Source organism: Arthrobacter sp. GW460-12-1-14-TSB2 (genome assembly GCF_059423525.1).
Map to the genome: position 1 here is coordinate 384,869 of NZ_JBWKYC010000002.1, position 24,354 is coordinate 409,222.

24 protein-coding genes are annotated in these 24,354 nt (G+C 61.3%); 5 read left to right on the top strand and 19 right to left on the bottom strand.

The features are described from left to right. Positions 1-107 precede the first annotated feature (107 nt). Positions 108-710, top strand: coding sequence for a PadR family transcriptional regulator (locus tag AC07YR_RS05125; RefSeq protein WP_494733283.1), 603 nt, complete (start codon positions 108-110; stop codon positions 708-710). 169 nt (positions 711-879) lie between these two features. Here the strand turns inward: AC07YR_RS05125 and dmpG are convergent, their stop codons facing one another. The 4 genes from dmpG to AC07YR_RS05145 all read right to left on the bottom strand — a co-directional run bounded on the left by dmpG (position 880) and on the right by AC07YR_RS05145 (position 5,411). Then, positions 880-1,893, bottom strand: coding sequence for a 4-hydroxy-2-oxovalerate aldolase (gene dmpG, locus AC07YR_RS05130; protein ID WP_494733284.1), 1,014 nt, complete (start codon positions 1,891-1,893; stop codon positions 880-882). Beyond that, a complete protein-coding gene (locus tag AC07YR_RS05135; protein ID WP_494733285.1) occupies positions 1,890-2,831 on the bottom strand; it encodes an acetaldehyde dehydrogenase (acetylating) in 942 nt (313 codons plus the stop codon). Before AC07YR_RS05135 ends, dmpG begins: the two co-directional genes overlap by 4 nt. Before the next feature lie 2 nt (positions 2,832-2,833). Then, positions 2,834-3,616 (bottom strand): 2-keto-4-pentenoate hydratase, encoded by a 783-nt coding sequence (locus AC07YR_RS05140; protein ID WP_494733286.1) that lies wholly within the window; start codon positions 3,614-3,616, stop codon positions 2,834-2,836. A gap of 1,150 nt (positions 3,617-4,766) precedes the next feature. Then, positions 4,767-5,411 carry an NAD(P)-dependent oxidoreductase gene (locus AC07YR_RS05145; protein WP_494733287.1) on the bottom strand — a complete coding sequence of 215 codons (645 nt, stop codon included), beginning with the start codon at positions 5,409-5,411 and terminating at the stop codon, positions 4,767-4,769. Between the two features lie 284 nt (positions 5,412-5,695). Here AC07YR_RS05145 and AC07YR_RS05150 point away from each other — a divergent pair, with 284 nt between their 5' ends. Next, entirely contained in the window at positions 5,696-6,220 is a 525-nt protein-coding gene (locus AC07YR_RS05150; protein WP_494733288.1) for a MarR family winged helix-turn-helix transcriptional regulator, read from the top strand. Between the two features lie 704 nt (positions 6,221-6,924). Here AC07YR_RS05150 and AC07YR_RS05155 read toward each other — a convergent pair. The 10 genes from AC07YR_RS05155 to AC07YR_RS05200 form a co-directional block, all read right to left on the bottom strand. Then, entirely contained in the window at positions 6,925-7,155 is a 231-nt protein-coding gene (locus AC07YR_RS05155) for a hypothetical protein (protein ID WP_494733289.1), read from the bottom strand. Between the two features lie 262 nt (positions 7,156-7,417). Next, complete coding sequence (locus AC07YR_RS05160; RefSeq protein ID WP_494733290.1) at positions 7,418-8,221, bottom strand: amino acid ABC transporter ATP-binding protein; 804 nt, start codon at positions 8,219-8,221, stop codon at positions 7,418-7,420. Continuing rightward, positions 8,218-9,177 (bottom strand): amino acid ABC transporter permease, encoded by a 960-nt coding sequence (locus AC07YR_RS05165; protein WP_494733291.1) that lies wholly within the window; start codon positions 9,175-9,177, stop codon positions 8,218-8,220. Before AC07YR_RS05165 ends, AC07YR_RS05160 begins: the two co-directional genes overlap by 4 nt. A gap of 7 nt (positions 9,178-9,184) precedes the next feature. After that, on the bottom strand, positions 9,185-10,132 hold the full coding sequence (locus AC07YR_RS05170; protein ID WP_494733292.1) for an ABC transporter substrate-binding protein: 948 nt from the start codon (positions 10,130-10,132) through the stop codon (positions 9,185-9,187). Positions 10,133-10,229: 97 nt separating this feature from the next. Next, positions 10,230-11,234 carry an FAD-dependent oxidoreductase gene (locus AC07YR_RS05175; protein WP_494733293.1) on the bottom strand — a complete coding sequence of 335 codons (1,005 nt, stop codon included), beginning with the start codon at positions 11,232-11,234 and terminating at the stop codon, positions 10,230-10,232. After that, positions 11,231-11,614 (bottom strand): RidA family protein, encoded by a 384-nt coding sequence (locus tag AC07YR_RS05180; protein ID WP_494733294.1) that lies wholly within the window; start codon positions 11,612-11,614, stop codon positions 11,231-11,233. The genes AC07YR_RS05175 and AC07YR_RS05180 overlap by 4 nt, the downstream gene beginning before the upstream one ends. 269 nt (positions 11,615-11,883) lie before the next feature. Then, positions 11,884-12,084, bottom strand: a complete 201-nt coding sequence (locus AC07YR_RS05185; RefSeq protein WP_494733295.1) for a hypothetical protein — start codon at positions 12,082-12,084, stop codon at positions 11,884-11,886. Between the two features lie 32 nt (positions 12,085-12,116). Next, on the bottom strand, positions 12,117-12,383 hold the full coding sequence (locus AC07YR_RS05190; protein WP_494733296.1) for a hypothetical protein: 267 nt from the start codon (positions 12,381-12,383) through the stop codon (positions 12,117-12,119). Positions 12,384-12,444: 61 nt separating this feature from the next. Further along, positions 12,445-13,776, bottom strand: a complete 1,332-nt coding sequence (locus AC07YR_RS05195) for an FGGY-family carbohydrate kinase (protein WP_494733297.1) — start codon at positions 13,774-13,776, stop codon at positions 12,445-12,447. Between the two features lie 53 nt (positions 13,777-13,829). Beyond that, positions 13,830-14,612, bottom strand: a complete 783-nt coding sequence (locus tag AC07YR_RS05200) for a class I fructose-bisphosphate aldolase (RefSeq protein ID WP_494733298.1) — start codon at positions 14,610-14,612, stop codon at positions 13,830-13,832. Positions 14,613-14,894: 282 nt separating this feature from the next. Between AC07YR_RS05200 and AC07YR_RS05205 the strand changes: the two genes are divergently transcribed. Then, the gene (locus AC07YR_RS05205) at positions 14,895-15,677 is read left to right on the top strand and encodes a GntR family transcriptional regulator (protein ID WP_494733299.1); all 783 of its coding nucleotides are present in this window, start codon (positions 14,895-14,897) and stop codon (positions 15,675-15,677) included. A gap of 68 nt (positions 15,678-15,745) precedes the next feature. On the opposite strand, the gene AC07YR_RS05210 is transcribed toward AC07YR_RS05205, so the two are convergent. The 5 genes from AC07YR_RS05210 to AC07YR_RS05230 form a co-directional block, all read right to left on the bottom strand. Then, positions 15,746-17,053, bottom strand: coding sequence for an MFS transporter (locus AC07YR_RS05210; protein WP_494733300.1), 1,308 nt, complete (start codon positions 17,051-17,053; stop codon positions 15,746-15,748). A 36-nt stretch (positions 17,054-17,089) separates the two neighbouring features. Further along, a complete protein-coding gene (locus AC07YR_RS05215) occupies positions 17,090-18,085 on the bottom strand; it encodes an alcohol dehydrogenase catalytic domain-containing protein (RefSeq protein WP_494733301.1) in 996 nt (331 codons plus the stop codon). Between the two features lie 329 nt (positions 18,086-18,414). After that, positions 18,415-19,299, bottom strand: coding sequence for a carbohydrate ABC transporter permease (locus tag AC07YR_RS05220; protein ID WP_494733302.1), 885 nt, complete (start codon positions 19,297-19,299; stop codon positions 18,415-18,417). Then, the gene (locus AC07YR_RS05225) at positions 19,296-20,225 is read right to left on the bottom strand and encodes a carbohydrate ABC transporter permease (protein WP_494733303.1); all 930 of its coding nucleotides are present in this window, start codon (positions 20,223-20,225) and stop codon (positions 19,296-19,298) included. Before AC07YR_RS05225 ends, AC07YR_RS05220 begins: the two co-directional genes overlap by 4 nt. Positions 20,226-20,295: 70 nt before the next feature. Continuing rightward, positions 20,296-21,681 (bottom strand): ABC transporter substrate-binding protein, encoded by a 1,386-nt coding sequence (locus AC07YR_RS05230; RefSeq protein WP_494733304.1) that lies wholly within the window; start codon positions 21,679-21,681, stop codon positions 20,296-20,298. 350 nt (positions 21,682-22,031) lie between these two features. Here AC07YR_RS05230 and AC07YR_RS05235 point away from each other — a divergent pair, with 350 nt between their 5' ends. Both AC07YR_RS05235 and AC07YR_RS05240 read left to right on the top strand, forming a co-directional pair. After that, positions 22,032-22,871 carry a class II fructose-bisphosphate aldolase gene (locus AC07YR_RS05235; RefSeq protein ID WP_494733305.1) on the top strand — a complete coding sequence of 280 codons (840 nt, stop codon included), beginning with the start codon at positions 22,032-22,034 and terminating at the stop codon, positions 22,869-22,871. Continuing rightward, entirely contained in the window at positions 22,825-24,330 is a 1,506-nt protein-coding gene (locus AC07YR_RS05240; protein ID WP_494733306.1) for an FGGY-family carbohydrate kinase, read from the top strand. The genes AC07YR_RS05235 and AC07YR_RS05240 overlap by 47 nt, the downstream gene beginning before the upstream one ends. Positions 24,331-24,354 lie beyond the last annotated feature (24 nt).

Genomic DNA, 24,354 nt, shown 5'->3' on the forward strand with positions numbered 1-24,354 from the left:
GAATACTTATCAAACCATACCTGTATATATAGAAATGTCAATGCATACATGTAGGCAAGAGATTAGGATGGATGAATGGGAATAGAAAAAGTGATGGGGTCCTGAGCATGTCTCTACAACACGCAGTGCTCGGCGTTCTCGAGGCCCGCTCAATGAGCGGGTACGAACTAACTAGATTCTTTGAATCGAGTGCGCGTTGGGTCTGGTCGGCGCCGCAGAGTCAGATCTATCCACTGCTACGTCGCCTTGAGGAAGCCGGTCTCATCGAAGGGGAGGCGCAGGTTCGTGGTGAGCGGCTCAAGCGTGTGCAGTACTCAATCACAGAAGCCGGCTTGGACGAGCTTCGGTCTTGGCTGCGCGAAGACCATGACGAGCCTAGCCCGCGCGACCCTCTCCTCCTTCAGGCGATTTTCCTCGACATTATCGATCCGGACGAGGCGGATGCCGTTCTCGTGGAGCACATCGCACGGCTGCAGAAGAACATAGAGCAGTGGACAGCGCATCGCACATTGCTGCTCGCGCGAGAAACACCCCTTCTGCGGGAGCGGCTTGCCCGCCGCGATCCCACCGACCACCAGAGAGTCGCTGCGCTCAAAGCGCACGCTTTCGATCATCTGATAGATGCTGCGACGTCGCGAATCGCCTGGGTGGAACGCACCCGGCAGATCCTCCACGGCGTCGACATCGACCTGCCTGCCGAGACGAGCTGACCGATAACCCGCCGAACCGGTTAAGAGCCTTCCTGAATCCCTGGGCGAGACTTACGCGCCGATTGTGGTGGGGCTGCGCCGAACGATTTGAACTTGAAGAGCGATGACCCCGAAGGTCGCTGTCAGCCTTCGGGGTCATCCTTATTCGTTGTTTGATTTCCGGCGCCTGTCAGGACGCCTGACTCCGCAATGTGAGAGCGATGTCCGTTAGCATGTCTTCCTGGCCGCCCACGAGCTTGCGCCGACCGGCCTCGACCAGAATGTCACGAGCATCGATGCCGTAGATCTGAGCCGCATTCTCCGCGTGGCGAAGGAAGCTGCCGTACACGCCGGCATAGCCGATCGTAAGCGTCTCGCGGTCCACGCGAACAGGCCGATCTTGCAATGGACGAACCAGGTCGTCCGCGGCATCCTCGAGCGCGAAGAGGTCGCATCCCGTATCCCATCCGCGAAGGTTGGCAACGGCGACAAAAGGCTCAATGGGAGCATTTCCCGCGGCCGCTCCATGCCCGGCTAGCGAAGCGTCAACGCGATACGCCCCTTCTTCTACGGCCGCCAGGGAGTTCGCGACGGCGAGCGAGAGGTTCTCGTGGCAGTGGATGCCAATCTGAGTTGATGGGTCCAACACATCACGGTAGGCGCGTACTCGCTTGCGAACGTCCTCCATGGTCAGCCGACCCGCGGAGTCCGTGATGTAGACGCAATGCGCGCCATGCGCTTCCATGAGTGCAGCCTGGGCGGCAAGTTCCGCTGGGCCGATCATGTGGGACATCATGAGGAAGCCCGAGACGTCCATGCCCAGATTGCGGGCTTCGGCGATGTGCTGTGCGGCTACATCTGCCTCAGTGCAGTGAGTGGCGACGCGCACCGAGCGCACACCGAGCTCGTATGCCCGTCTCAGCTCTTTGATCGTGCCCACACCGGGAAGCAGCAAGGTGGTGATCACGGCCCTCGAGGCATTGGCGACCGCGGCCTCGATCCACTCCCAGTCGGTGTGGCTGCCCGGGCCGTAATTAAGGCTCGATCCGGCCAGACCGTCACCGTGACTGACCTCGATTGCCGCGACTCCGGCACGGTCAAGGGCGGAGACAATCCGACCGACAGTCTCCGGTGTGATCCGGTGCCGGACGGCGTGCATTCCGTCGCGAAGAGTTACGTCTTGGACATAGACCTTGGTTGTCATTGGGTCACCAGCTCCGATCGTTCGGCGATTCGCTCGGCCACGCGCACGGCCGCTGCCGTCATGATGTCTAGGTTTCCCGCGTACGCGGGTAGGTAATGGGCGGCACCCTCGACTTCGAGGAAAACCGAGACCTTTGTGTCAACGGGTCCCGCTCCGTCGGGCAGAAGCGTCACGACGTCGGTGCGGTCGACGGGGGTGAACTGTACATCCTGGACGAGGCGGTACCCGGGTACATATGACGCCACGGCGGAAACCATTTCCTCGATCGATCTGCGAACTTCACTGTGATCCGCATTGCCAATCAGACAGAACACAGTGTCGCGCATGATGAGCGGCGGTTCGGCCGGATTCAGGACGATGATCGCCTTGCCGCGAAGAGCACCGCCGACGACCTCGATGGCGTGCGACGTGGTTTCGGTGAATTCGTCGATGTTCGCTCTGGTTCCCGGACCCGCCGACCGTGATGCCACAGACGCGACGATCTCGGCGTAGGCAACCGGCGCCACGCTTGATACAGCTGCGACGATCGGAATTGTCGCCTGCCCACCGCACGTGACCATGTTTATATTCGGCGCGTCGAGGTGCTGTTCAAGATTTACCGACGGGATCACGAATGGTCCTATCGCCGCCGGAGTCAGATCGATCAACCGTCGCCCGTAGGGTTCCAGTGCTCGTGCGTTCGCCACATGAGCACCTGCGCTCGTGGCATCGAGGATGACGTGTACGTTTTCGAACTCCGGGAGGCTGATCAGGCCCTCCACACCGTCCGACGTCGTCGCGATTCCGAGCCGTTGCGCGCGGGCGAGTCCGTCGGATTTTGGGTCGATTCCTACCATGGCGACCATTTGGAGGGTCTCCGATCCGCGGAGGATTTTGAACATGAGATCTGTCCCGATGTTTCCAGAACCGATGATTGCGATTCCTGTCTTGTTCGTCACTGTTATTCCTTTCGTGAGAATCGTGCGGTGACCGTGCCCAAGGGGGCGATCCTTGCCTCGAAAACATCGCCCGGTTTGGCATCGACCATTGGCCCCAGGGCGCCAGACAGGATGATGTCGCCTGCACGTAGGGGAGAGCCGAATTCGATAGCGGTGTTCGCAAGCCACGCGAGTGCATTGAGCGGGTCGCCCAGGCAGTCGCGCCCGGAGCCGGAAGAGACCACATCTTGTCCACGATGCATCGACATTGTGACCGCGGCTGGCTCGACCTCGTCGAGAGTGAAGCCCGTCGTGCCGATCACGAAGACTCCGGACGAGGCGTTATCGGCGACGGTGTCCGTGATCCCGATGCGCCAATCGACGATTCGGCTGTCGACGACTTCGATCGCTGGAAACACCCGATCGACCGCTGCCCGGAGCTGAGACAAGTCGTGAAGGTCCACCACCTCTGTGAGATCGCGGCTGATAGTAAAGGCCAATTCGGCCTCGACTTTCGGCTGCAGAAGTCTGTGGTGGGGGATGAGGCCGCCGTCGGAGTACCGCATGTCGTCAAACAGAACACCAAAATCTGGACGATCGACGCCGATCTGGCGCTGCACGGCCGCCGATGTGAGGCCGATCTTGCGGCCAACGAGGCGAGCCCCGCCGGCGATGCGACGGGCGGTGACAGTCTGCTGAACCTGGTAGGCGAGCTCTACGTCAGTCGGTCCGATAAGCTCGGCAATGGGCGAGCAAGCTGTTCTTGAGCGAGCTGCGGCCTCAAGCCTGTCGGCTGCTAGGGTCACGGAATTTTCCTTCATGAGGTTATCTTGAACGTCCGGGGTGCCCGCGAAGAAAATCTGTGCCGGTGGCCGGGACACGCTCGCCGGACCGCCACTGAACGATACGCCGCGGTTGGGTGTCGCGAGTATCGGCCGACAGAAGTAGGGATGCGGCCCACTTCGGCACTCTCACGGCGGTGGACGCGTGTCGTTGCGAGGTCGAACCTCACCAACCCAACACCCGGAGGCTGAGTCCGCAGAGTTCCATTGTTCGAGATTGGGGCAAGGGTGACGCGCGGCTGGTGATCGAGGCCGAGGGCCTCTACCAAGCGTGGCTCGAGGAATTTGGCCGCACCGCTTACCAGATCCTGGGCGTCCCGGGGTCGTACTGGTTCGGTCTGCTCGAGAAAAGAAGAATTCCCTATCAACTATCGAGGAGATCGCTGATGTGGCTACCGGAAAGGTCCCTGGTCGCCGCAATGACGAGGAAATCATCCTGTATTCCGTGGGATGAATGCCTGTAGAGGATGTCGCGTGGGCAACCGATCTTTACCGCGTCGCCGAGGAGGAGAACATCGGCACCGTTCTGAACCTCTGGGACAAGCCTGCGCTCGCCTAATCCCGCGTTGGGGCGCCCCCGTTCGGCCCCGCCGGTCCCAGAGTGCGGCCACCGGATCGGGCTCATCGTCGGTGAGCCGTCGGCCGGTGGCTGAGGCAAGCAAATCAATCGACGATGTGGCAGTCCCGCTGAAGGCGTCTAGAACGCTGTGATGTTGGCCGGGTTGGTGAATCGCCGAGGGAGTCTCCTTTCCGGGCCTTGGGGCCAGCGTTTGGAGGGTTGCCGCCGCCAGGGTGACGGCGGCATCCACTTCGGGGGCGACAGGCTCGCCGGTCGTCGTTGCATTCGTGAGGACAGCGACGCGGAGACTGCGCGGTTTCCTGCAACCTGACGTTCGGAACAGGTCCGGCGGGATATCCCTCCCGAGGGGTACGGGATGGTCTGTACGGAGCAGATCTATCATCAATGCAGTGTCGCAAACCGGTTGGCTTCCGGACACGAGGGGTGACATATGGCTGCGTAAATGCGCCACTTGTGGTGTCTCTGTCCTAGGGTATCGAGTCTCGACGGCGCGGGCATGGACGGGAAGCCCGGTCGTGGTTTCGCGTCGATTCGTCAGTGCGTGGCTGCGCTGATGAGCTCCCGGTCGTAGGTGTCGGTGAGCGCGGCTTCGAGCATGACCCACGCAGCGTCTTCGTAGGAGACGGACATTCCCGCGACCCGGTTGATGCGGATTGTGGATCGCACGTCCGGGCTGCGGTGGCCGGCAGCGGCCATCCGGCCCGGGCCGAAAATGACGTAGTTGATTCCGGTCTCTTCGATCGCGTCGATGCAGGCTTGGTGTGCTCGGTAGACCTTTTCAGCACCGGGCCACCAGTCGAGGTATTGCTTGTATGCGGGGGTCACTCCATCTTCGGCCATGGCGTTGGACCCACCAGCGGGCCAGATCAGCTTCTGTACGCCGTTGCGTTTGACGGCCGCTGCCATTTCGCGGGCCATTTTCGGGTGTGCTCCGTTGCCGGAAAGAACGACATCGACGTTCTGCATGGCCGCGTCAAGGGTTGCGGGGTTGGTCGCGTCTCCGACGGCTATGAAGGTGAGCTTGCCGATGGTTTCGGGGTCGAGTCGGGTGTTTAGTTTGGCCCTATCGCGGACGACGACCGAGACTTGCGCGCCGCGTTCGAGGGCCTCGCGCACCATGTGGGAGCCGAGGCCGCCGACACCGACGATCAGGACGTGGTGCGTTTCTGTTGGGGACATTGTGTGGTTCTCCTTAGCGGGTGTTCGTGTGGAGGAATGGTGCCAGTCGTCGTCGCGCGCCGGTGTGCGTGGCGGCGGCGCCGAAGCCGGTGTTTCGGGTTGCGGACGTAGGTGCTCGGGCCCATATCTGATTACCTGTCCAGACAAGTAAACCACGTTCGACAAGGGTCTATTCCCAAGGTTTCGGCCGCATATTTTATGGAATAGTTGGATGATGGGAAGGGTCTAATCCCTGTAGATGCGTGTGCAACTAACCACGCCAAATCGAACGAAGGTTGAAGTTGATGAGCAAGTCCGAAGCCAGCGCCGCACCGGACTGCGGCGACGTGGCGTCCTTGCTGGGGCCGACCTCGACGGCGGGCGAGGTCAGTAAAGCCATCGTCAAGGTGGCGCGGCTGCACCGCATCCTTGCCGGTCAGTTGCTTCGACAGGTGGGGCTGCACCCCTCGCAGGAGCTGGTGATGATGCAACTGTGGGACTGCGGCCCGCAGCGGCAAAGTGACCTAGCCCGCATCCTCGGCACCGACGCAGCCACGATGACCCGTACGGTGCAACGGCTAGAACAAGGCGGATTCGTCCACCGTGCGCCATCTGCTACCGACCGGCGCGTGAGCATCGTCGAAGCCACCGTCGCCAGCCGTGCCCTGCGTGCCAGCGTCGAATCCGCCTGGCAGCAACTTGAAGACAGTGCTGCGGGGAACCTGACCAATACCGAACGTGCTGCCGTGCTCGAGCTCCTGGCCCGGATGGAGACCAGCCTAGACGCCGTCATCCATGAAGTGCGCCTTGACAGCGACACCTCCCACTGACAAAACGATGGCACCGATCACGGTCCCCAGGATCAACTCTTCGCCTCCGCCGGAGGCGTGATTCCCTGCTGGGAAGCACGAACGCCCTGATGTGTCGACGGTCATGGCCAGGGACTCGTGCATGGCTACAGCCTCTGCATCTTCGGACAAGTTCAGCATGCCGATAAGTGCGGTACGCGACATTGCTTGCCCATAGGCCTCCCGGTACTGTCGCATCGTCCACTTCCACGGCCGATCTGGAGCAAGAGATTGCCAGTCTGCATCCTCCCATGTTGGTTATTTGGACGACACACGTCTCAAAGCACTGGCCGACACCAGCGCTGCTGATGTATTTGTCGCCAGCCTTCCTGATGCAAGTCAGATGGCTGCCCGTAGACCGACGTCAGAGGATCCAGCCTAGCGAGCCATCACGGGCATGAACGGATTTTGAGTAATGAGCGACCATCGGTCAACGTCACTACTTCGGAAGTCCCATTTTCCGGGGAAGCCGCCGTGGGCCTTTCTGACAGTTCGGAGGACGAGGCCTGAGGTCCCTCCTGGATAGGCCTCGTTCCTGACGCCGGATGCCTCGCAAACCCCAGGTTCTGCTTGGCACGATGGACCGAAGCTTTGTCCAGTGGCTACGCACCGGAGCTTCGCCAGTTGAGGGGCGCGGGCTGAACCGGTGCTCAGTCAACCTACGAACCAGCGGGGCATCATCCTGATCAATATGCGGGCACGATGCGGATTCCGTCGCGGTGTTCGAGCATGTGTCTGGTTCCGATGTCTTGGCGACGAACCCAGACCACGTCCGAGTTAGCAGTTTTTGTTTCGATAACGGCGTCGTAGCAGTGTCCGTCGGTGTTGATGATGCGAACTTCATCCTGTTCTTCTAGTCCGCTCCACTTCTGTGGTTCATACGCGGTGGGGCTGTCGACGGACGGGTTCATTCTCATGGACGTACCTTCTTGTAAATTGGGAAAGGTGGGCCTTCAGTCGGCCATTGGTGGAGCCCGGCCAGGACAATAATGAAGCTCTGTCTTGGACGTGGTGGTCAATCGTTCGTGCCTAGTTCGGTGGATCGGAAGTGGTTTACCTCCGTTGGAGGGAACATTTTCGAGGAAAACGGTTTCGCTTGGCGGGGCGCTTGTCGGGACGCGGAGACGGAGCAGGTGCCGGCTTGAGGAATGGCCGACGCCTGCCCCGCTGTCCGTTCGGCTATTTGAGGACGCTCTCGATGAATGCTTTCGTCCGCTCGTGCCTGGGTGCGCTGATGACCTGCGCGGGGTCGCCCTGCTCTACGACCACGCCGCCGTCCATGAAGACGACTTGGTCACCGGCTCCGCGGGCGAACCCTATTTCGTGGGTGACGACGATCATGGTCATGCCCTGGGATGCGAGAGAGCGCATGACGTCGAGCACATCTCCGACAAGTTCCGGATCCAGTGCGGACGTGGGCTCGTCGAAGAGCATCAGCTTTGGATCCATGGCCAGCGCCCGCGCAATGGCCACCCGTTGTTGCTGGCCGCCGGAGAGCTGGGCTGGGTAGTGGCCGGCCCAGTCAGCCAATCCCACTCTGTCGAGAAGCTCCATTGCCCGCTGCGAGGCATTCGACTTGGGCAGCCCCTTAACCCCGGTGGGGGCTTCGGTGATGTTTTCGATGGCGGTCTTGTGGGGGAAGAGGTTGAACTTCTGGAAAACCATGCCTATGTTGCGGCGTTGCGTGGCGATTTCCTTCGGGTGCATTTCGTAGATTTTCTCGCCTTGCTGCCGGTACCCGATAAGGTCCTCGTCAACGTAGATCCGGCCGCCGTCGATGCTTTCTAGATGGTTGATGCAGCGGAGAAGGGTCGATTTTCCGGAGCCGGAGGGACCAAGGAGACAAGTCACTTCGCCTGCGTTGACGTTGAGGGTGATGTCTTTGAGGACCTCGTTCTTGCCGAAGCTCTTGCGTACGTTCTCGATGCGCACGAGCGGCCTGATGGCCTGCTCTGTCGTGGAAGGGATTGATTCTCGTTTCAAGGGTTCACCTGTGAAGTCTCGGTGGTTCGGGTCCGGTCCGCAAGGATGGCGCGGAACCGCTGGAGCGGGGTGGGCGGCAGGCTGCGTGATGCGCCGCGGCCGAAGCGGCGTTCCAGGTAGTACTGCGGGACGGAGAGGACGCTGGTCATGAACAGGTACCAGATGCTTACCACAGCGAGCAGCTCGACCTGCTTGAGGTTCTGGGCGGAAATGAGGGAGGCCTGCGTGTAGAGCTCCAGGACCGCTATGACTGAGAGCAGCGAGGTGTTCTTGAGCATGGAGATGAGTTCGTTGCCCATAGGCGGGATGATGACGCGCATCGCCTGCGGGAGGAGGATCCGGCTGAAGGTGTAGAGCGGGGACATCCCTAGCGAATAGGCTGCTTCGCGTTGGCCTTCGTCAACGGAGAGCATGCCGGCGCGGACGATTTCCGACGAGTAGGCGGCCTCGTTCAGCGTCAGGGCCAGGAATCCGGCTACGAACGCCGTGATGAGTGAATTGGTGTCCACGGACCAGAAGACGACGTCGGTCAGGGGTATTCCGACGGACAGCCTGCTGTAGAGAAGGCCCAGATAGCCCCACAGGACAATCTGCACCAACAGCGGCGTGCCGCGGAACAGCCAGACGTAGAGCCACGACAAGGTGGACAGCACAGGGTTGGTGGAGAGTCGCATCGCCGCGATCAGGATTGCAAGCAGAGTGGAAACGACCATGGAGAGCACGGTCAGCACGAGAGTCAGCCACACACCGGCCAGGATGTGGGTGTCGAACAGGTAGCGGCCGATGGCCGGGTACGCGATGTTCTTATTGGTCAGCAGGGACTCAACGAATAAGGCGACGACGGCGAGCAATGCTGCTGCGCTGATCCAGCGCCAAGGTCTACGCAAGGGGATCGCCTTGACGTCTGCCGCCGGGGAGACGGCCGTTGCGGTCCCGGTGGAGATCGGGGAGGTCATCGTGGTTCTACTTTCCTTGGTTGACGGCGGCGGAGCTCACCGCGTAGGACGTCAACGAGTACCTGTCCAGGATCTTTTTGTAAGTTCCGTCGTCGAGCAGTGCCTGAAACGCTGCCCGCAATGCCTCGGTGAACTCCGGATCCGTGTTGAGATTGCCCATGCCGCTGAACACCGGCAGGTAGCCGGACGGGAATTCGGGGTCGCGGACCAGTTCGAAGGCCTTGCCGTCTCCGGCGGTTTTGACCACATACTCGGCCACAGGCGCATCCACGACATAAGCTTGGCTCTTGCCTGCGCGCAGGGCCGTCTGGGCATCCAGATCTGTGGGCAGTTCCAGTACCTGGACGCCGTCAGTGCCCTTTTGCTTGCATCTGGATTCGAGTCCGCGCAGGAGGTCACCCTGTACGGTGGCCTTCTGCACTGACACCGTCTTGCCGCACACATCGAGGAGGGCCTTGATGCCGTCGGGGTTGCCGCTCTTGACCAGGATGATGAAGCCTCCGTGCGTGTAGTCAACGAAATTGAGAGTCTTCTGCCGCTCCGGGGTGTCATTCATGGCGCTGAGGATCACGTCGAACTTCTTCGACAACAGGGAGGGGATGATGGTAGAAAATGCCTGCTGGTTGAAGGAGACGGGGATGCCGAGCTTCTGGCCTAGGGCCTGGGAGAGGTCATAGTCAAAGCCGGTTGGCTTGCTGTCAGTGTCATACATTGTGTAGGGCGGGTATGGGATGTTGCCTGCGGCCTTAATCTCGCCCTTGTCCCGGATGCTCTGGGGCAGCAGGGCCGCTGCTTTTTCGTCCTTAGTCGTCTCGATCGGAGGGTTGGGGGCCACGACGCTGGAGGCATTTTCGGAAGACTTGGGTGCCTCGGCTGCGGGATTGTTTGAGCAGCCCGACGTGAGTAGCGCGCCGGCAACTGCCGCGAGCGACAATGCGGTGGTGAACTTTTTCATGATGTTTCCTTCTTGATAATTAGGCCCGCTGGAGCCACGCCACAGCTGTGGGGCATGCCTCGGGCGGAGTAGAGGTGAGCTTTTGGTGTCGGGCCGCTTAGCGGGGCGGTGTCGCCGTTCGCCCATGCGACGACGACGACGGCGTCGGCTTGCCGATCAGGTCCAGGGTTGCGTAGGCGACACCCCAGGACACGGTCACGCCGGAACCCCCGTGACCGTAGCTGTGTATGACTCGGCAATCCTCTTCGTTCCGGAGCTCCAGGCGAATGAGTTGCCGCCCGGGGCGCAGTCCAACCTTGCTGTCCAGAAACGTGCCCTCTGCGAGACTTGGGGATAACTTCAGGGCAGCGTCCAGAATTCTTTGCTCGGTTGCCCTGTCCGTTAGTAGGCTCGTTGCTCCGATCTCGGCAGTTCCGCCGCAGATGATCTCATCGGCGCGGGGGATGACATAGGTGGAGCCGGCTGGGTTTGCGTCGTCGATGATCCACTGCTTTACCGACGTGTTTCCGATGCGGGCGACCTGTCCGCGTACGGGGTAGAGACCATCGTCATGGTGCAGGCCATGGCTTTGCAGCCCGGTCGCCAGAACAACGACTGTCTCCATGTGGGCCACTTCGGCGAGGGACTGCATCGTCCGCCATTCCCATTTCACTCCTAGCCATGTGCACTGTTGCTGCAGCCACGGCAGGTATGTGGACATCGTGGCGATCGGAACGGTGCAGACTGTTCCTCCAGTGGCTCCCTCGGGTACTTCGTCCGCACGGGCGGGCCGGTTGCCGGCGACAGTCGCGGCCCAGGGGAGCGGCGCGGTTCCCTCGCGGTGAACGACGATGCCTTCACGCATGTGCACACCCGTTTCCGGCACAGTGGCCGCGAGCTCGGCAAGTATCTCGAATGTGGTGTTCGCCCAAGGTCCGATCCAAGCCGCCGGCTCTGCGTGGTAGGGGGCCCAGATCGCGGCCGCCACCGCGGAAACCGTTTCTTCCGGGCGGTTCGAGGCCACGACGGTGACCTCATGGCCGGCCCGGGCTGCCACCAGCGCTGTGGTGAGACCAATGACGCCGGCACCTACCACGACCACTGTTGGACGTGGGGTGCTCATTCCTTGATTCTCAGGGCCGTTGCCTCGATTTCGAACCTGAAGGGTCCGATGAGGCTAGCCACAATAGTGGTCCGTGCCGGTTTGTTTCCAGGGAACCAGTTGACGTATTCGTCGTTGAATTCGGCAAGGTGGCTGGCATCGGTCAGGACACAAAATGTTCGGACGACATCGGCCATAGAACAGTCACCTGCCCGGAGGACTTCCTGGAGGTTGCGGCAGGCTTGCCGTACCTCATCGGTGAAGGACGCGGGAACCGTGCTCTCGACTGGATCAAGTCCCACCTGCCCTGATGTCAGAACGAACTGGCCAGTGGTGACCGCCTGGGAGAGCACGGGCAACCCCGGGGCGTCAGGTGTGTGAACAACGCTTGCTTGCTGCAATAGAACTCCTTAGTCAGGGCAAAGTAGAGGCCACGACGTGGCCTAGCCGCGTCAACGAAGTTCCTAAACGGCGAACCGGGGGACCATTTGTGAGCGAAGCCACACGTCAACGACTTCGTATGATCTTTCCAAGTCGCTTGTTGCACGCCAATGACACGCAGGCCATTTGAGCCTGGCAAAATATGTATGAAAAGCCATTCGGGCTAATCGCGTCTGGCGTGTCATGCCTGTCAGTCACCTTGCATCGGTTTCCGACATCGCTGGGCGGGTCAGCAGGGTTTGCTGATGCTGTGCTGTTCGTTGTCGATCAGCTTCCGTTCGCCCAGCTTTGTGTACATCCACAGCACGCCGTGCTCGCAGGCTACGACGTCAACGTTTCCCTGCCAACGCTGCTTTGTGCGCTTGTCCTGCGCCTCAATGACCTCTCCCGAGGAGAGCAACAGAAAGAACTTGAGTTCATCCCACGACACGGGCTAGCCACTCTGCTCGTTTGTCGATGGCGTTAGGCACGGCGAGGCTTGCTAGCGGCGCGTCTGGCGGTGCCGGCTTCCGTTGCCCGTCGTTCCTGGATTTGGCCATACGGAACGTCGCGGCTGAGCGAAACCGTATACAGGGAGTAGCTGTGTTGGGTCACCAGCACACCGTGTCGACCGATTTGCAGAGCCTGGGCAACAGCGGTGGCGACGGCGCCGTTGAGGTCCTCATTGATCTGCCGCGGCCTCTCGCCCCTGATTTCCATGAGGTAAGGAGCCTCAGAGCTTCCAGTCATGTGTTTTTCCTTAGATCATCTTTGCGGGTTCCGAACGGCCGTTTTTGCTCAGAACTGGGGCCTAGATAGTTGTGGGTTTGAATGAACGCGCTGTACGAGCGGGACTGGGCCAGCTGATGGCTCGGGCAGCTAGCAGTGCCGCGCCGACGGCGGTGACTTCGGGTTCCGGGATGATGCGGACGTCAGTGCCGATGACGGCCTTCTTTATGTCTATCCAGCCCTGTGATCTTGCCCAGCCGCCAGCAACATACACGGGAGCTCCGGCGGGCATCATGGAAGCAACTGAATGGATGGCCGCTCCGCCCGCCCGGGCCAGCGCGCCTGCCACGGCCGAAGCCCGAGACAAAGGTGCGGCGGGGGCGTCTGCGGCGTACCGCGGCCGGACTCCGCCTTGTCCGCCCGGAATGAAGCTGTCTGAATGCAGGTAGTCATCTGGTTTTTGGTTTCCAGCGACAATTGCCTCAAACGCCGCGGCGACAGCCGGGTCCTGCGAAATCCATTGGACGTTGCGTGCGAACTCAGTGACGGCCAACAGGGTGCTTCCCGGGCTGAGTATGCCCGGAGCGACATCGCATCCGTCGAACCGGAGCACGTTCGCGGTGGGGGACTGGGCCACGACCACTTCGGCGGTGCCCATGGAATCAAGAATCGCGCCGGGGTGCAGTTGGTCGACGCCCCATCCGCCGATGGGGTGGTCGTGACCGCCTGCTACAACGACGGCGTTGGGTGCGAGGACTCCTGCCTGGCTCAGGCGGGCGGAGTGAAGGGGCCCGACCGGCTCTCCGGTCCGGAACACTTCCGGTAGCAGTGCGGACGAACCGAGGGTCATTTCGACTCGATCAGTCAACCATGTGCGGGTCTGGACGTCCCAAGCTGCGGTGCGGGCCGCGAGGGTGTCGCTGATGAACGACTTGCGTGACCAGCAGCATGAGGCGAAGTCGGTGATGGCCGCCCAGGCGGAGGCGTTCCCGTCATGGTCCTGTTGGCTCGACCAGAGCCAGCCGATGAGCGTGTGGGAGGGGTTGGTGGTGACGCCGAGCCCTTTTGACGCGGCAAGGCGGGGTTCCAGAGCATCGAATAGTCGGTTCCGACGTGGGTCGAACCACGCGAGAGCGCGGCCCAGGGGCTTGAAGTTTCTGTCAACGAGGACGCCGTCTTCTCCCACTCCGGCTGATGCCACGGCGGAAACGATGTAATCGGAGCCGCAGGCGTCGATGATCATGTCTTCGATGGCGTCCAGGATCGCCTGAGCATCAATCGAAAGGTCGGAGTAATTGCGGGGTGTTTTTTGTTTGGTGCGTGCGACGACGTTGCCGTTGCGGTCAAGTACGACGACTTTTAGGTTCGTGCTGCCGATGTCGATGCCACACACGACCTCTGTCTGTTCGCTCATTCCGCCCATATTTCGCCATCCCTTGATCTATGCGGTGTAAAGATTGCCGGTCCCTAGTCGTTGAAGGAAACACCTTGGGTCAGGGAAGCAATCTCCGCGAGGGTCTCCTCGGCGATGACGCGTTCACGCTGCCAGATGTTCCGGCCCACGATCACTCCACGAGCCCCTGCCCGGATGGTTTCCGCCACCGCCTCGATGGTATCCGCAGGCTCGCCAGCGAGCGGGCCTCCAGCGATCACCAACGGCACGCCGAGTTCGTCGACGAGGCGTTTGGTGCGTTCTTTGCCGGGAAACGCAATCTTGATGATGTGGGCACCAAGATCATAGGCGATACGTGCAACCTGTTCTTCCTCAGCGATGACCTCCTCCGAACGCGGGGCCCCTATTAGCACCGGTTCAAGAACCAGGGGGATGTCCCAGCGGTCGCAGGCGGACACGACCTTTCCCACGCGCGTGCAGAGGGCGGTCCTTTCAGCGTTGGACATGTTCCATGGGAACAGCATCTTCACGGCGTCAACACCCATTCTGATGGCGTCCTCAACCGTAGTGATCAGGCCATGGGAACCCTGTCCGTCCATCTCCCGGAAGTCATAGTAGGTGTCGATGGCCATGACTCTGCTCAGATGGGAATTACGGGCGAAGAAGGCCTCGGTCTGCTTGACCTGTCCCGGGGTCATCATGAAGCCGGTGACACCTTGGTCAGCCCAGGCAGCAAATGGAGCTGCGGGGGTTTCAAGACCCTCAATGCGCTTAAAAATCAGGCCGTGGTCGACGGGCATGATGATTGCGGCGCGGTCGCTCGGGAGCGTGCGGCGCATACGGTATTCCATGGACATTGAAGCCTGCTTTCTGTAGACGAGCCACGCTGCTGTCGAACAGCTTTCTTGTATTTACGTCGTCCAATCTGTGTTCGATCTACTTCGTTCGTATTGTATGTACAGTCTGGACAGCAAAGTCCACCTTATTCGGGCTTGCTCGAACCAGTCAAGCCCGAATGTAACCGTGCAAATAGCTCCGACGGGGAATCGGACCACACGCTTAGCTGACTGTACTGTACGGTCCGTCTATAATGGGGTGGACAATGTCACTCCCCGCACACCTCAACGAAGGAGGGCCTCGTGTCCGTAGCAGCTGCTGAGGCGATCGACCGCCAGTCCCCAACACCGTACTATCGCCAATTATTCGACGTCCTGGAGCACCGGATCACTGCTAAGAGCATCGAGTCTGGTGAGCGGTTGCCGAGCGAGAATGAACTCTGCACCGAATTTGGACTGTCCAGGGCGACGGTGCGCCAAGCCCTAAAGCTGCTGGAATCAAGGGGGCTGGCCCACCGTATTCCGGGGCGTGGGGTCTTCGCCAGCGAGCCGTCGGCTGATCGCGGCTGGGTGATTCAGGGTGAACAGGGATTCCTGGAGAACGCGTTGAGTCACCAGAACAGGCCTGTCACGACTCAGGTGCTGCGTTCCGGGCCGGTGGTCCTGCCCGAGAGCGCCTGCCGCGCCTTGGAGGTTCCTGAGGGGACCAGGGGCTTTGAATTGGTCCGTGTGCGCTCCGTCGATGGTACCCCTGCGGTGTACAGCGTCAATTACAGTCCGCCGCCGGTCGCGCCGGTGATCGCTGGGGCGCAGGACGTCCTCGCGGGGCATGCTTCCCTTTCGGCGTTGCTGACCGGCGCCGGGTATGGCCTTGGCGGCGCCAACAGGACCATCCGGGCGGTCAACCCGACTCCGGAAATTGCGCAAGCGCTCAATGTCACGGATGCTTCCCCTCTGCTGAAGATTCACTCCACGTCCTGGACGAGGGCGGGGGAGCGCTTCGACGTTTACGAGACGTGGGTACGCAGTGAAATCGTGCCCCTCGAGGTGAATGTCAGCAGCCTGGATCTCAGTTCCGGCCGCTAGGCAACCATGGAAAAAGCCTCCGTTTCATGAGTGAAAAGGAGGCTCTTTCCATATTGGAGTAATTGCGGTTATGCCGATACGAGCTCGGATGCAGAAGCTTGGCTATTGTCGGCTTGCGCCTCCGCCGGAATGCGAAGCCACCGCACGGCCACACCTGCTGCGACATACAGCCCTGAGAAGATGATCGTGACGCCTCCGGGACCGATGAGGCCCAGGAAGATAGCGACAATCAGTGGCCCGACGAAAGTCGCCGCGCCGGCGCCCAGGTTCAGCAGGGCTACCGCGTTGCCCTTCTGCCCCGGAGCCATCAGGGACATCAGCACCGAGATGGGCGTGAAGCCGGCCAGAGTTACCCCGTAGAAGGCGGCGCAGGCAACGGCGACCCAGTAATGAGAGCCGGTCATCTGCGGAACGAAGTAGAAGCACAAGGAGCTGACGGCCGAGCCGATGCAACCAAACCAGCGCAGCGTGCGGTGCCAGCCGAGCTTGTCGCTGAGGACGCCGAAGAACAGGTTGGCGAAAATGTTCGCGAAGCCCATGGTGAAGATCAGCTGCAGCCAGCCGGCCGTGCCGAACCCAAGCTGGGTGCCGAAGACCGTCGGAAGGAAGACCAGGAATCCGAATTGGGGGGCGGTGTTGACGACGCGGATCAGGCAGCCCAGGCCGACGCGGGGAATCTTTACCGCGATGGAAACACTGTTGATGATGCTCTGGCGGACCGTAACACCGGGAGCCGCCAAGCGGGCACCGCCCTTTGCGTTGCGGATCCCGACGAGGCAGATGATGCCGCCGGCGATGACGGTGACCAGGGAGATCCACAGGGTCATGTATTCACCGATGAGGGGTTCGGTGCCGCTGGCCAGCAGGGAGCCCAGGGTGGGAAGTCCTCCGGTGAAGGCGAAGTAGAACCAGCCCACCGCCGAACCAAGCCGGTTTGCCGGGCTTCCGGCCAGAATCCAGACCAGGAATCCGTAGGCGAACATCGGGTAGCCGAAGCCCCGGATGCCGTAGGTGAGCAGGATCAGTGTGAAGTTCTGGGAGGGGACCGCGACGGCCAGGAACAGCACCTCAAAGACAGCCCAGATGACCAGGCCGACGAGCATGACTTTGCGGGGTCCCAGGACGTCAGAGAGCGCTCCCGCGAGCCAGGATCCTAGGGTGACGATCAGGCCGTAGGCGGTAATGATCACGGCGGCATTAGTTTCGGTGCCGGCGCCGTTTGAGGCCAGGAACGGTGCAATGTAGCCGGATTCGACGCCGTCGCCGATCATGAAGAGCAGGAGCCCGACGAATCCCCAGACCAGGGGGCGGGGCAGCCCGAGCCGGTCCAAGACAGGCGGGCGGGTGGTGCTGTTTGCAGCGAATTGTGCAGACATCAAGTGAGTACTTTCGTGAAAGGGAGGGAGGCGGGCTTAGCGCTGAGGCTGGATGTGGACTTTCCGGGCGGATTCGGAGTGTGCCGCTTCGAGGGCCGCGGCGTAGTCTTCGAGCCCGAAGGTGTGGGTCACCATACGGGATGCAATTTCCGGGAGTTCCTGGATGGCCTCGATCGCTGCCGGGTAAGACGTTGCGAGGGACTGTGAGCCGATGAAGGACAGTTCCCGGTCGAAGAGGTCGTAGGGGAAGAGGTTGATGCTGGCGGCGGGGCTGACTACGCCCATCTGCAGCAGGGTGCCCCGTTCGGCGAGTTTGGCGATGGCCTCCGAAACGGCGGAGGGGTGGCCGCTGGCTTCGATAACCAAGTCAATGTCGCGTTCGGTGGGTCGTTCCCCTGGGGAGTAGGCGTTGTCTGCACCGAATTCCAGGGCTGCTTCCCGCCGCACAGGGCTGGGTTCGACGATGTCGATGCTGGTTGCGCCACGTGCCTTGACGAGGGCGGCGGCGAGGAGTCCGATGGAGCCTGCACCGTAGATCAGGACGCGCTTGCCGGTGACCGGCGCAACTCGGCCCAAGGCGTGCAGTACGCAGGCCAGCGGTTCAATGAGTGCCGCGGTCGTCCAGTCGATGCCGTCGGGCAGGGCGAAAACCACTGACGTTGGGACTTTGACTAGTTCCGCGACGGCACCGTTGCTGGTGACTCCGATGGGCACCAGGTTCCGACAAAGGTTTGTCGCACCGGCCTGGCACTGGTCACAGGTTCCACAGGCCACGTTCGGGTCGACGCAGACCCGGTCGCCGACTTTGAAACCGCTGACGTCGGAACCAACCTGGACGATGGTGCCGGCGAATTCGTGCCCGGGGACGACGGGGAAGGTGCCGGTGGGGTAGTCGCCGGAGGCGAGGTGGATGTCGGTTCCGCAAATGCCTACGGCTTCGGGGGCAATGACGACCTCGCCAGCTCCAGCGACCGGGTCCTCGATCTCGGCAACCTCGACTGATCCAGTCCCGTCCAAAATTACTGCGCGCATCTGCGCTCCTCTCTGCTTGGTTACGGCAGAGGGCGATCCTCGACCGTGAGAGTTTTGTCCGGCTCCGAACAATCGGAGCGGGAGTCTACTGGGTCACAAGAATACGACAGGCCAACCTAAAATGTCTAGACGAAGCGTACTGTACGTACAAAATCTGAGTTTTCTCCTGAATGAGAGCCCTGTCACGGTCTGACTCTTGGTCATCAGATCTCCGTCGACGGTCCGGCGGGTTGCGGTAAGGCACAAGAAAGGCCCCCGCATGCGGAGGCCTTTCTTGTGGCGCCTCGGGAAGTTCGTGCTGTTTCAAGCAGGACGAGCGTGGTCCATTCCTACTTCACGGCGCCGAAGAGCAGGCCGCGGACGAGGGACTTCTGCGCCATCCACCCCGCGATGATGACGGGGATACTCAGTAGTGTCGCGGCGGCCGCGACGTGGGCCGTATAGAGCTCGCCGAAGCTGAGGAACTTTTGCAGGAACAACGGAAGGGTGGAAGTGGAGTTTGTCAGGTTCACGGCGAAGAAGTATTCGTTCCAGGAGAAGACAGCACACAGCAGCGCTGTGGATGCCAGGCCGGGACGAACCAGGGGCAGGATGATCGACCGGGCAGCCCGCCACCTGGAAGCCCCGTCAACGGAAGCGGCCTCAAGGATTTCCTCCGGGATTTCCTGCATGAACGACCGGATCATCCAGATCGCCAGTGGCAGGTTCATGCCGATGTGCATCACGATGAGAATTCCGAGGGTGTTCAGCACACCCAGGGCGGTTGCTATGACATACACCGGGATGATTGCAGCGGCCATCGGCATCATCTTGGTGGAGATGAAGAAGAACAGGCCGTCCTGGGCCTTCTCGACGGGTCGGATCGAGAGGGCATAGGCCGCGGGCACAGCGAGGACCAAGACAACCAGCGTCGACGCCAGCACTACGATCAGGGAGTTGATGGCGTAGGGCCAGAAGCCGGCCGAGAAGACATCCTGGTAGTTCTCCATGGTCGGGCTGAAGAAGACCTTCGGCGTTGCCGCAGCGGCATCGCTCTCCGTCTGGAAGCTTTTCAGGAGCATGTAGGCGATCGGTAGGAACAGTATGAGGCTTCCCAACCATCCACCCACTCCCATCAGAACATTCTTGATCTGCTTGGTCGGTTTCCTGCGGCGGATCACTACATGATTGCGCGCCCGGACCTCTGCCGGGGGGAGGCTGGTGGTGGCGGTCATCGACGTCCTTCTTTCTGGAAGATGCCCGAGAGCAGGCGCAGCGCCGGCAGTACGAGGGCGATAGTGATCAGCAGCGCCGCGATGCCGAGGGCTGACGCGGTGCCGAAGTCGAACGCGTTGAAGCCCTTCAGGTAGATGTAATAGGTGATGTTGGTGGTCCCGAATGCCGGGCCGCCGGCGGTGAGCAGGGCGATTTCGCCGAAGGTTTGGATGAGGTTCATGGCCAGGAGCAATGCGGCCAGCTCGATGTAGGGGCGCAGGTGCGGAATTAGAATGAAGCGGAACTGGCGCAGCGGCCCGGCGCCGTCCACCCGGGCTGCTTCCAGTTGTTCCTGCGGTGCCGACTGGAGTCCGGCAATAAGGATAAGCATGGCAAACGGGGTGAACCGCCAGGTCAACAGGATGATCAGTGCCGCCATGGGGTATTCGCTGAGCCATGAAACCGCGGGCAGCCCTATCAGGCGCGAGAACCAGCCCAGAAGCCCGAAGCCGGGGTCAAACATGGCGGAGCGCCAGAACAGTGTGACTGCTACCGGCATCACGAAGAACGGGGTGATGGCCAAGGTTCGGGCGATCCCGCGCCCCGGGAAGGTGTGGTTGAGAAGCAGCGCCAGGAGCAGGCCAATCACGATGCAGGCGACGGTGGAGACGCCGGTCATTACTCCCGTATTCCCGATAGAACGCCAGAAGATTTCGTCTTGGACGGTTTTGAGGTAGTTCGCTCCGCCGTTGAACTGTGCAGGTTTGTTACTTAGCAGGCTCCAGCTCTGGAAGCTGTAGATCAGGGTCAGCAGGAACGGGAGCTGGGTGAGGAGGATGGTAAAGATGAGGGCCGGCAGAAGCGGGCCGCGGATCTTCCAGCGTTCGGCCTGGGTGAGCTCGCGGACGAGCGCCGGGGGCCGGGGTGCGGTGATGGTCTTAGCCAATTGGGGGTCCGATCGTAGCTAGCGATGTCCGTGGGAACCAGCGACGGTTCCCACGGACACCACGGGTGTCCTACTTGAGATAGCCCGCGGTCTTGACCGCGTTCGTGGCGTAGTCCTGGCTCTTCTTCAGGGCCTCTTCTACGGTTTGCGTGCCACTGATGGCGCCTGCGACCTGCTGTGAGACGAAGTCTCCGATGTCAACGAACTCCGGGATCTGGACGTATTGGACGCCGGAGTAGGGGACCTTGTCCTTGGTCGGCTGATTCGGGTTCGCGGCGTTGATGGAGTCCAGCGTCAGGTCAGCGTAAGCGGCCGTTGCCTTCTTGTACTCCGGCAGCTCGTAGGTCGAGGTACGCGATCCCGGCGGGATGGAGTCCCAGCCGGACTTCTGCCCGGCGAGCTTGATGTATTCAGGGCTAGTCACCCATGAAATGAACTTCCAGGCCGCGTCGGGGTTCTTGCTGCTCGAGGTGATGCCCAGGCCCCAGGACCACAGCCAGCCGGATTTGATGTTGGCCGGTCCGGTTGGTGCCATCGCAAAACCGAGGTTTTCCTTGACGGCGGGCGTGGCCTGGTTGAGGACTGATCCGGCGAAGACCGTATCGTCGTACCACATGGCCGTCGTTCCCTGGCTCATCTTCTGGAGGCAGCCCTCCCAGCCGTCCTTGGCGGCGTCGGCCTGCCCGTGTTCACGGAGAAGGTCAACGTAGAACTGCACGGCCTTTGTGGTTTCGGGTGAGGTCAGCTGCGGTTGCCATTGTTCGTCGAACCAGCGACCACCAAAGGTGTTGATGACGGTAGTCAGTGATGCCAGGTTCTGGCCCCAGCCCGGCAGGCCGCGGAGGCAGATGCCGGACGTCCCGTTGGCCTTGTCATCCATCTTCGCCGCTGCTGCTGCAACTTCTTCCCAGGTCGGGGTCTGGGAGATCGTGACCCCGGCCTTTTGGGCGAGGTCCTTGCGGTAGAACAGGAATGAGGATGACCCGTAGAACGGAGCACCGTAGAGCTTTCCGTCGGAGGAGACGATGTCCTTGATGGGCTGCAGAAGGTCATCCTTCTTCCACGCAGTGTCCTTGGTGGCGTAGTCCTCGAGCGGGATGATCCAGTTGTTCTTCGCCCAGATCGGGACCTCGTAGCTGCCCATCATGGCCACGTCGAACTGGCCGGCTTTGGTGGCGACGTCCTTGGTGACTGCGGGGCGGAGATCGTTCTCGGGCAGCGTCGTGAACTTAACCTTGATTCCCGGGTTCTTCTGTTCAAAGTCACTGATAAGGGATTCGGCGGTCTTCATCTGGGGGTTGGCGGCGAGGGCCACGTTGATGGTGACCTCACCGCCGGGGGTAGCGCCCTTATTGTCTGTCGAGCAGGCGGTGAACGAGCCCGCGAGGAGCGCTCCCGCCGCAGTTACTGCTAGCACCCGGGCGGCTGCCTTGGTGCGCTGGGGTCCGATTTGCATCTTAAACCTTCCTGGATAAACAACACTGGTTATCGAGCTTGTACGTACAGGGCGTATCGGCTGGACTGTCTATAGCATAGGGCCGAGGGTGATAGCGGTCAATATCCCTTGGGCTTTCGTCACAGCGCTCGGTAATCCGGCTCACGTCGGTGAACTCTGACACCAAGGGTCTACTGTACGTACAGGCTCGACAATATGTACATGACGGTTTATTGTGATTGACGGAACAGCTTGGCGTTCGCGAGGCCGTTTCTCTCAGATTCATACGTAGGCACGGCCGCCGGATCAGGCGCATCGCTCGTGTCCCTGTCGCCGCCTAGACGCGGCGGCGGGTTTGGAAAGGACTCACAATGGCTTTGGTCAGTGGCATGGACATCATCAAGGAATGCACGTCCCGGGGGCTCGTGGCTGGTTCGTTCAACACCACCAACATCGAGACAACGATGGGCATCATCGCGGCGATTGAACGCGCGGGTGTCCCGACGTTTATTCAGGTGGCTCCGACGAACGTGGCACTCTCCGGCTACGAGTACATCTACGACATGGTGACCCGCCGGTTGGCGACCTGCGACGTGCCGGTCGCATTGCACCTGGATCACGGCAAGTCTCTCGAATCCGTTGAAGGCGCCCTTGCCGCGCAGTTCACGTCGATAATGATTGACTACTCGGAGTACCCGTACGAGGAGAACATCAGGGTCTCCACCCGGGCCCGGGAGATGTGCCCTCCAGGTGTGTCGCTTGAGGCGGAACTTGGCAGCATCGGCGGCAAAGAGGACGATGTCGCTCCCGAACACGCCAGTTACACCAACCCGGACCAGGTGAAGCACTTTGTCGAGTCCGTGGGCTGCGACATGCTCGCAGTCTCGGTCGGCAACCAACATGGCTACGCCCCGAAGGCCCGCATCAACTTCGACCTGCTGGCCAAGGTGCAGGCCGAAAGCCCCGTCCCTCTGGTCATCCATGGCGCTTCCGGGCTGCCGTCCGAGCAGCTCGGGCGCTTGCACGAATTCGGCGTGGTCAAGGTGAACGTCGCGGCCGACCTCCGCAGCGCCATGATCCGGTCGTTCGGTGAAGCCTATGCGGCCAACCCCAACGAGAACTCCCTCATTCGCGTCTCCATGGACGCCGTCTCCGCTATTACAGATGTTGTTGAGGCTCGCATCCGCACCCTTAACCCGTCTGTGGCATAGCGAGGAACAAACGGTGCTACCCACAATCACGGTCGACGTTGGAACGACCAGCATCAAACTATGCATGTTCGGCGACGGCGGGGGGCTGATGGCCTCCGCGCGCCACACCACGCCTACCGTCCAGGACGCCTGGGGAGAGATTTACGACCTGAGATCCGTGACGAACGGCATCACCGAGTTCATTCGCGGTCTGGATCCATCGGCACGGGCCACCGTGAAGAGGGTAGCCATCACCGGCGTTGGAGAGTCCGGCGGGCTCGTCCGCCCGGACCTCTCGCTCGCGTCCCCGATGATTCTTTGGCACGACCATCGGGGGGCCGACTACCTTGCGCCGTTGAATGCGGCCGACCGTGCGCTGATCTACCGGATCACCGGGCTGCCGGTCAACGCCAATTACGGGTTGTCGAAGGTGGCTTGGGCCGCCGGGAGGGTCGGGGATGCCGGAGACGATGCTCAGTGGCTCAATATTGCCGAGTATCTGGCCGCGATAATGGCAGGTCAGCGCTGGTCAGAATACTCCTTGGCGAGCCGCACGATGGCCTTGGATCTGAGGGTGGGCAAATGGTCGGCCGAGGCCTGTGCGCTAGTCGGCCTCGATGTCGGAATTTTCCCTGAGCTGCGCAGCGCCCTGGACGGATCGCCCATCACTGGCGACTTTGCCGGTGAAACCGGCCTCCCCGGCGACGTACGCGTCCATGTGGCCGGCCATGACCACATGGTCGGTGCTGTCGGAGCCGGCCTCCAACACGGAGAGCTGCTGAACTCAACCGGGACCACGGAAGGATTGCTGTTCCTCCGTGATGCGCCCAGCCTTGATGAGTCCTCAGCTGAAAACAAGCTGGCGAACGGGCTTTCCTGCACCGGAGCCGACTACACGTTGTTTGCGTCAATACCTACTGGCGGCTCGGCATTCGCCACGCTGCAGAGCATGCTCGGAATGACCGCGGACCAGCTGGCCGGGTGCATCAGCACCGTGCACGAACGATACGTCGCAGGACAGGTGGACCTGGATGCCGCCCCGTTGGTCCTGCCTCAGTTTCGGGGAAGCCCGCCACCGACGAAACGCGCCTCCGCGCGTGGAGTCATCGCCGGCCTACGGACCGACACCAGCTCCGAGGACGTCGTTCTCGGGTGTTTCTTGGGCATGGCTTTGCAGTTCCAGGACGTCCTCAGGCTTTTCCCCACCCAACCGGATCGCATAAAGGTCATCGGTCCTGCCAGCCTCAACCCGCTGTGGTTGCAACTGAAGGCAGATTTGTTGGGAACACCGCTGAGCGTCTCACGGCTCAACGAAGTCGTTTCCAGAGGAGCACAGGCGCTGGCCTCCGACGTCTCTTGCGACTGGGACTCCCGCCAACCCGAAGACGTGCTCGTCAACGACCGCCAACATGCCCGCCTGGGCGAGTGGTATGCCGAGATCCAACCACAGTGGGAGTACTTGAAAGGAGTTCCAGCGTGAATGCCGGAACGAGCGACCAAGGTC

Excerpts from the sequence above, each read along its gene's own strand:
- dmpG (WP_494733284.1), bottom strand. The coding sequence starts at position 1,893 with ATGACAACCAAGGTCTATGTCCAAGACGTAACTCTTCGCGACGGAATG.
- AC07YR_RS05240 (WP_494733306.1), top strand. The coding sequence starts at position 22,825 with ATGTTGTTGAGGCTCGCATCCGCACCCTTAACCCGTCTGTGGCATAGC.
- AC07YR_RS05145 (WP_494733287.1), bottom strand. The coding sequence starts at position 5,411 with ATGTCCCCAACAGAAACGCACCACGTCCTGATCGTCGGTGTCGGCGGC.
- AC07YR_RS05195 (WP_494733297.1), bottom strand. The coding sequence starts at position 13,776 with ATGAGCGAACAGACAGAGGTCGTGTGTGGCATCGACATCGGCAGCACG.
- AC07YR_RS05235 (WP_494733305.1), top strand. The coding sequence starts at position 22,032 with ATGGCTTTGGTCAGTGGCATGGACATCATCAAGGAATGCACGTCCCGG.
- AC07YR_RS05190 (WP_494733296.1), bottom strand. The coding sequence starts at position 12,383 with ATGACTGGAAGCTCTGAGGCTCCTTACCTCATGGAAATCAGGGGCGAG.
- AC07YR_RS05170 (WP_494733292.1), bottom strand. The coding sequence starts at position 10,132 with ATGAAAAAGTTCACCACCGCATTGTCGCTCGCGGCAGTTGCCGGCGCG.
- AC07YR_RS05220 (WP_494733302.1), bottom strand. The coding sequence starts at position 19,299 with ATGACCGCCACCACCAGCCTCCCCCCGGCAGAGGTCCGGGCGCGCAAT.
- AC07YR_RS05155 (WP_494733289.1), bottom strand. The coding sequence starts at position 7,155 with ATGAGAATGAACCCGTCCGTCGACAGCCCCACCGCGTATGAACCACAG.
- AC07YR_RS05175 (WP_494733293.1), bottom strand. The coding sequence starts at position 11,234 with ATGAGCACCCCACGTCCAACAGTGGTCGTGGTAGGTGCCGGCGTCATT.
- AC07YR_RS05200 (WP_494733298.1), bottom strand. The coding sequence starts at position 14,612 with ATGTCCATGGAATACCGTATGCGCCGCACGCTCCCGAGCGACCGCGCC.
- AC07YR_RS05125 (WP_494733283.1), top strand. The coding sequence starts at position 108 with ATGTCTCTACAACACGCAGTGCTCGGCGTTCTCGAGGCCCGCTCAATG.
- AC07YR_RS05150 (WP_494733288.1), top strand. The coding sequence starts at position 5,696 with ATGAGCAAGTCCGAAGCCAGCGCCGCACCGGACTGCGGCGACGTGGCG.
- AC07YR_RS05165 (WP_494733291.1), bottom strand. The coding sequence starts at position 9,177 with ATGACCTCCCCGATCTCCACCGGGACCGCAACGGCCGTCTCCCCGGCG.
- AC07YR_RS05215 (WP_494733301.1), bottom strand. The coding sequence starts at position 18,085 with ATGCGCGCAGTAATTTTGGACGGGACTGGATCAGTCGAGGTTGCCGAG.
- AC07YR_RS05230 (WP_494733304.1), bottom strand. The coding sequence starts at position 21,681 with ATGCAAATCGGACCCCAGCGCACCAAGGCAGCCGCCCGGGTGCTAGCA.
- AC07YR_RS05210 (WP_494733300.1), bottom strand. The coding sequence starts at position 17,053 with ATGTCTGCACAATTCGCTGCAAACAGCACCACCCGCCCGCCTGTCTTG.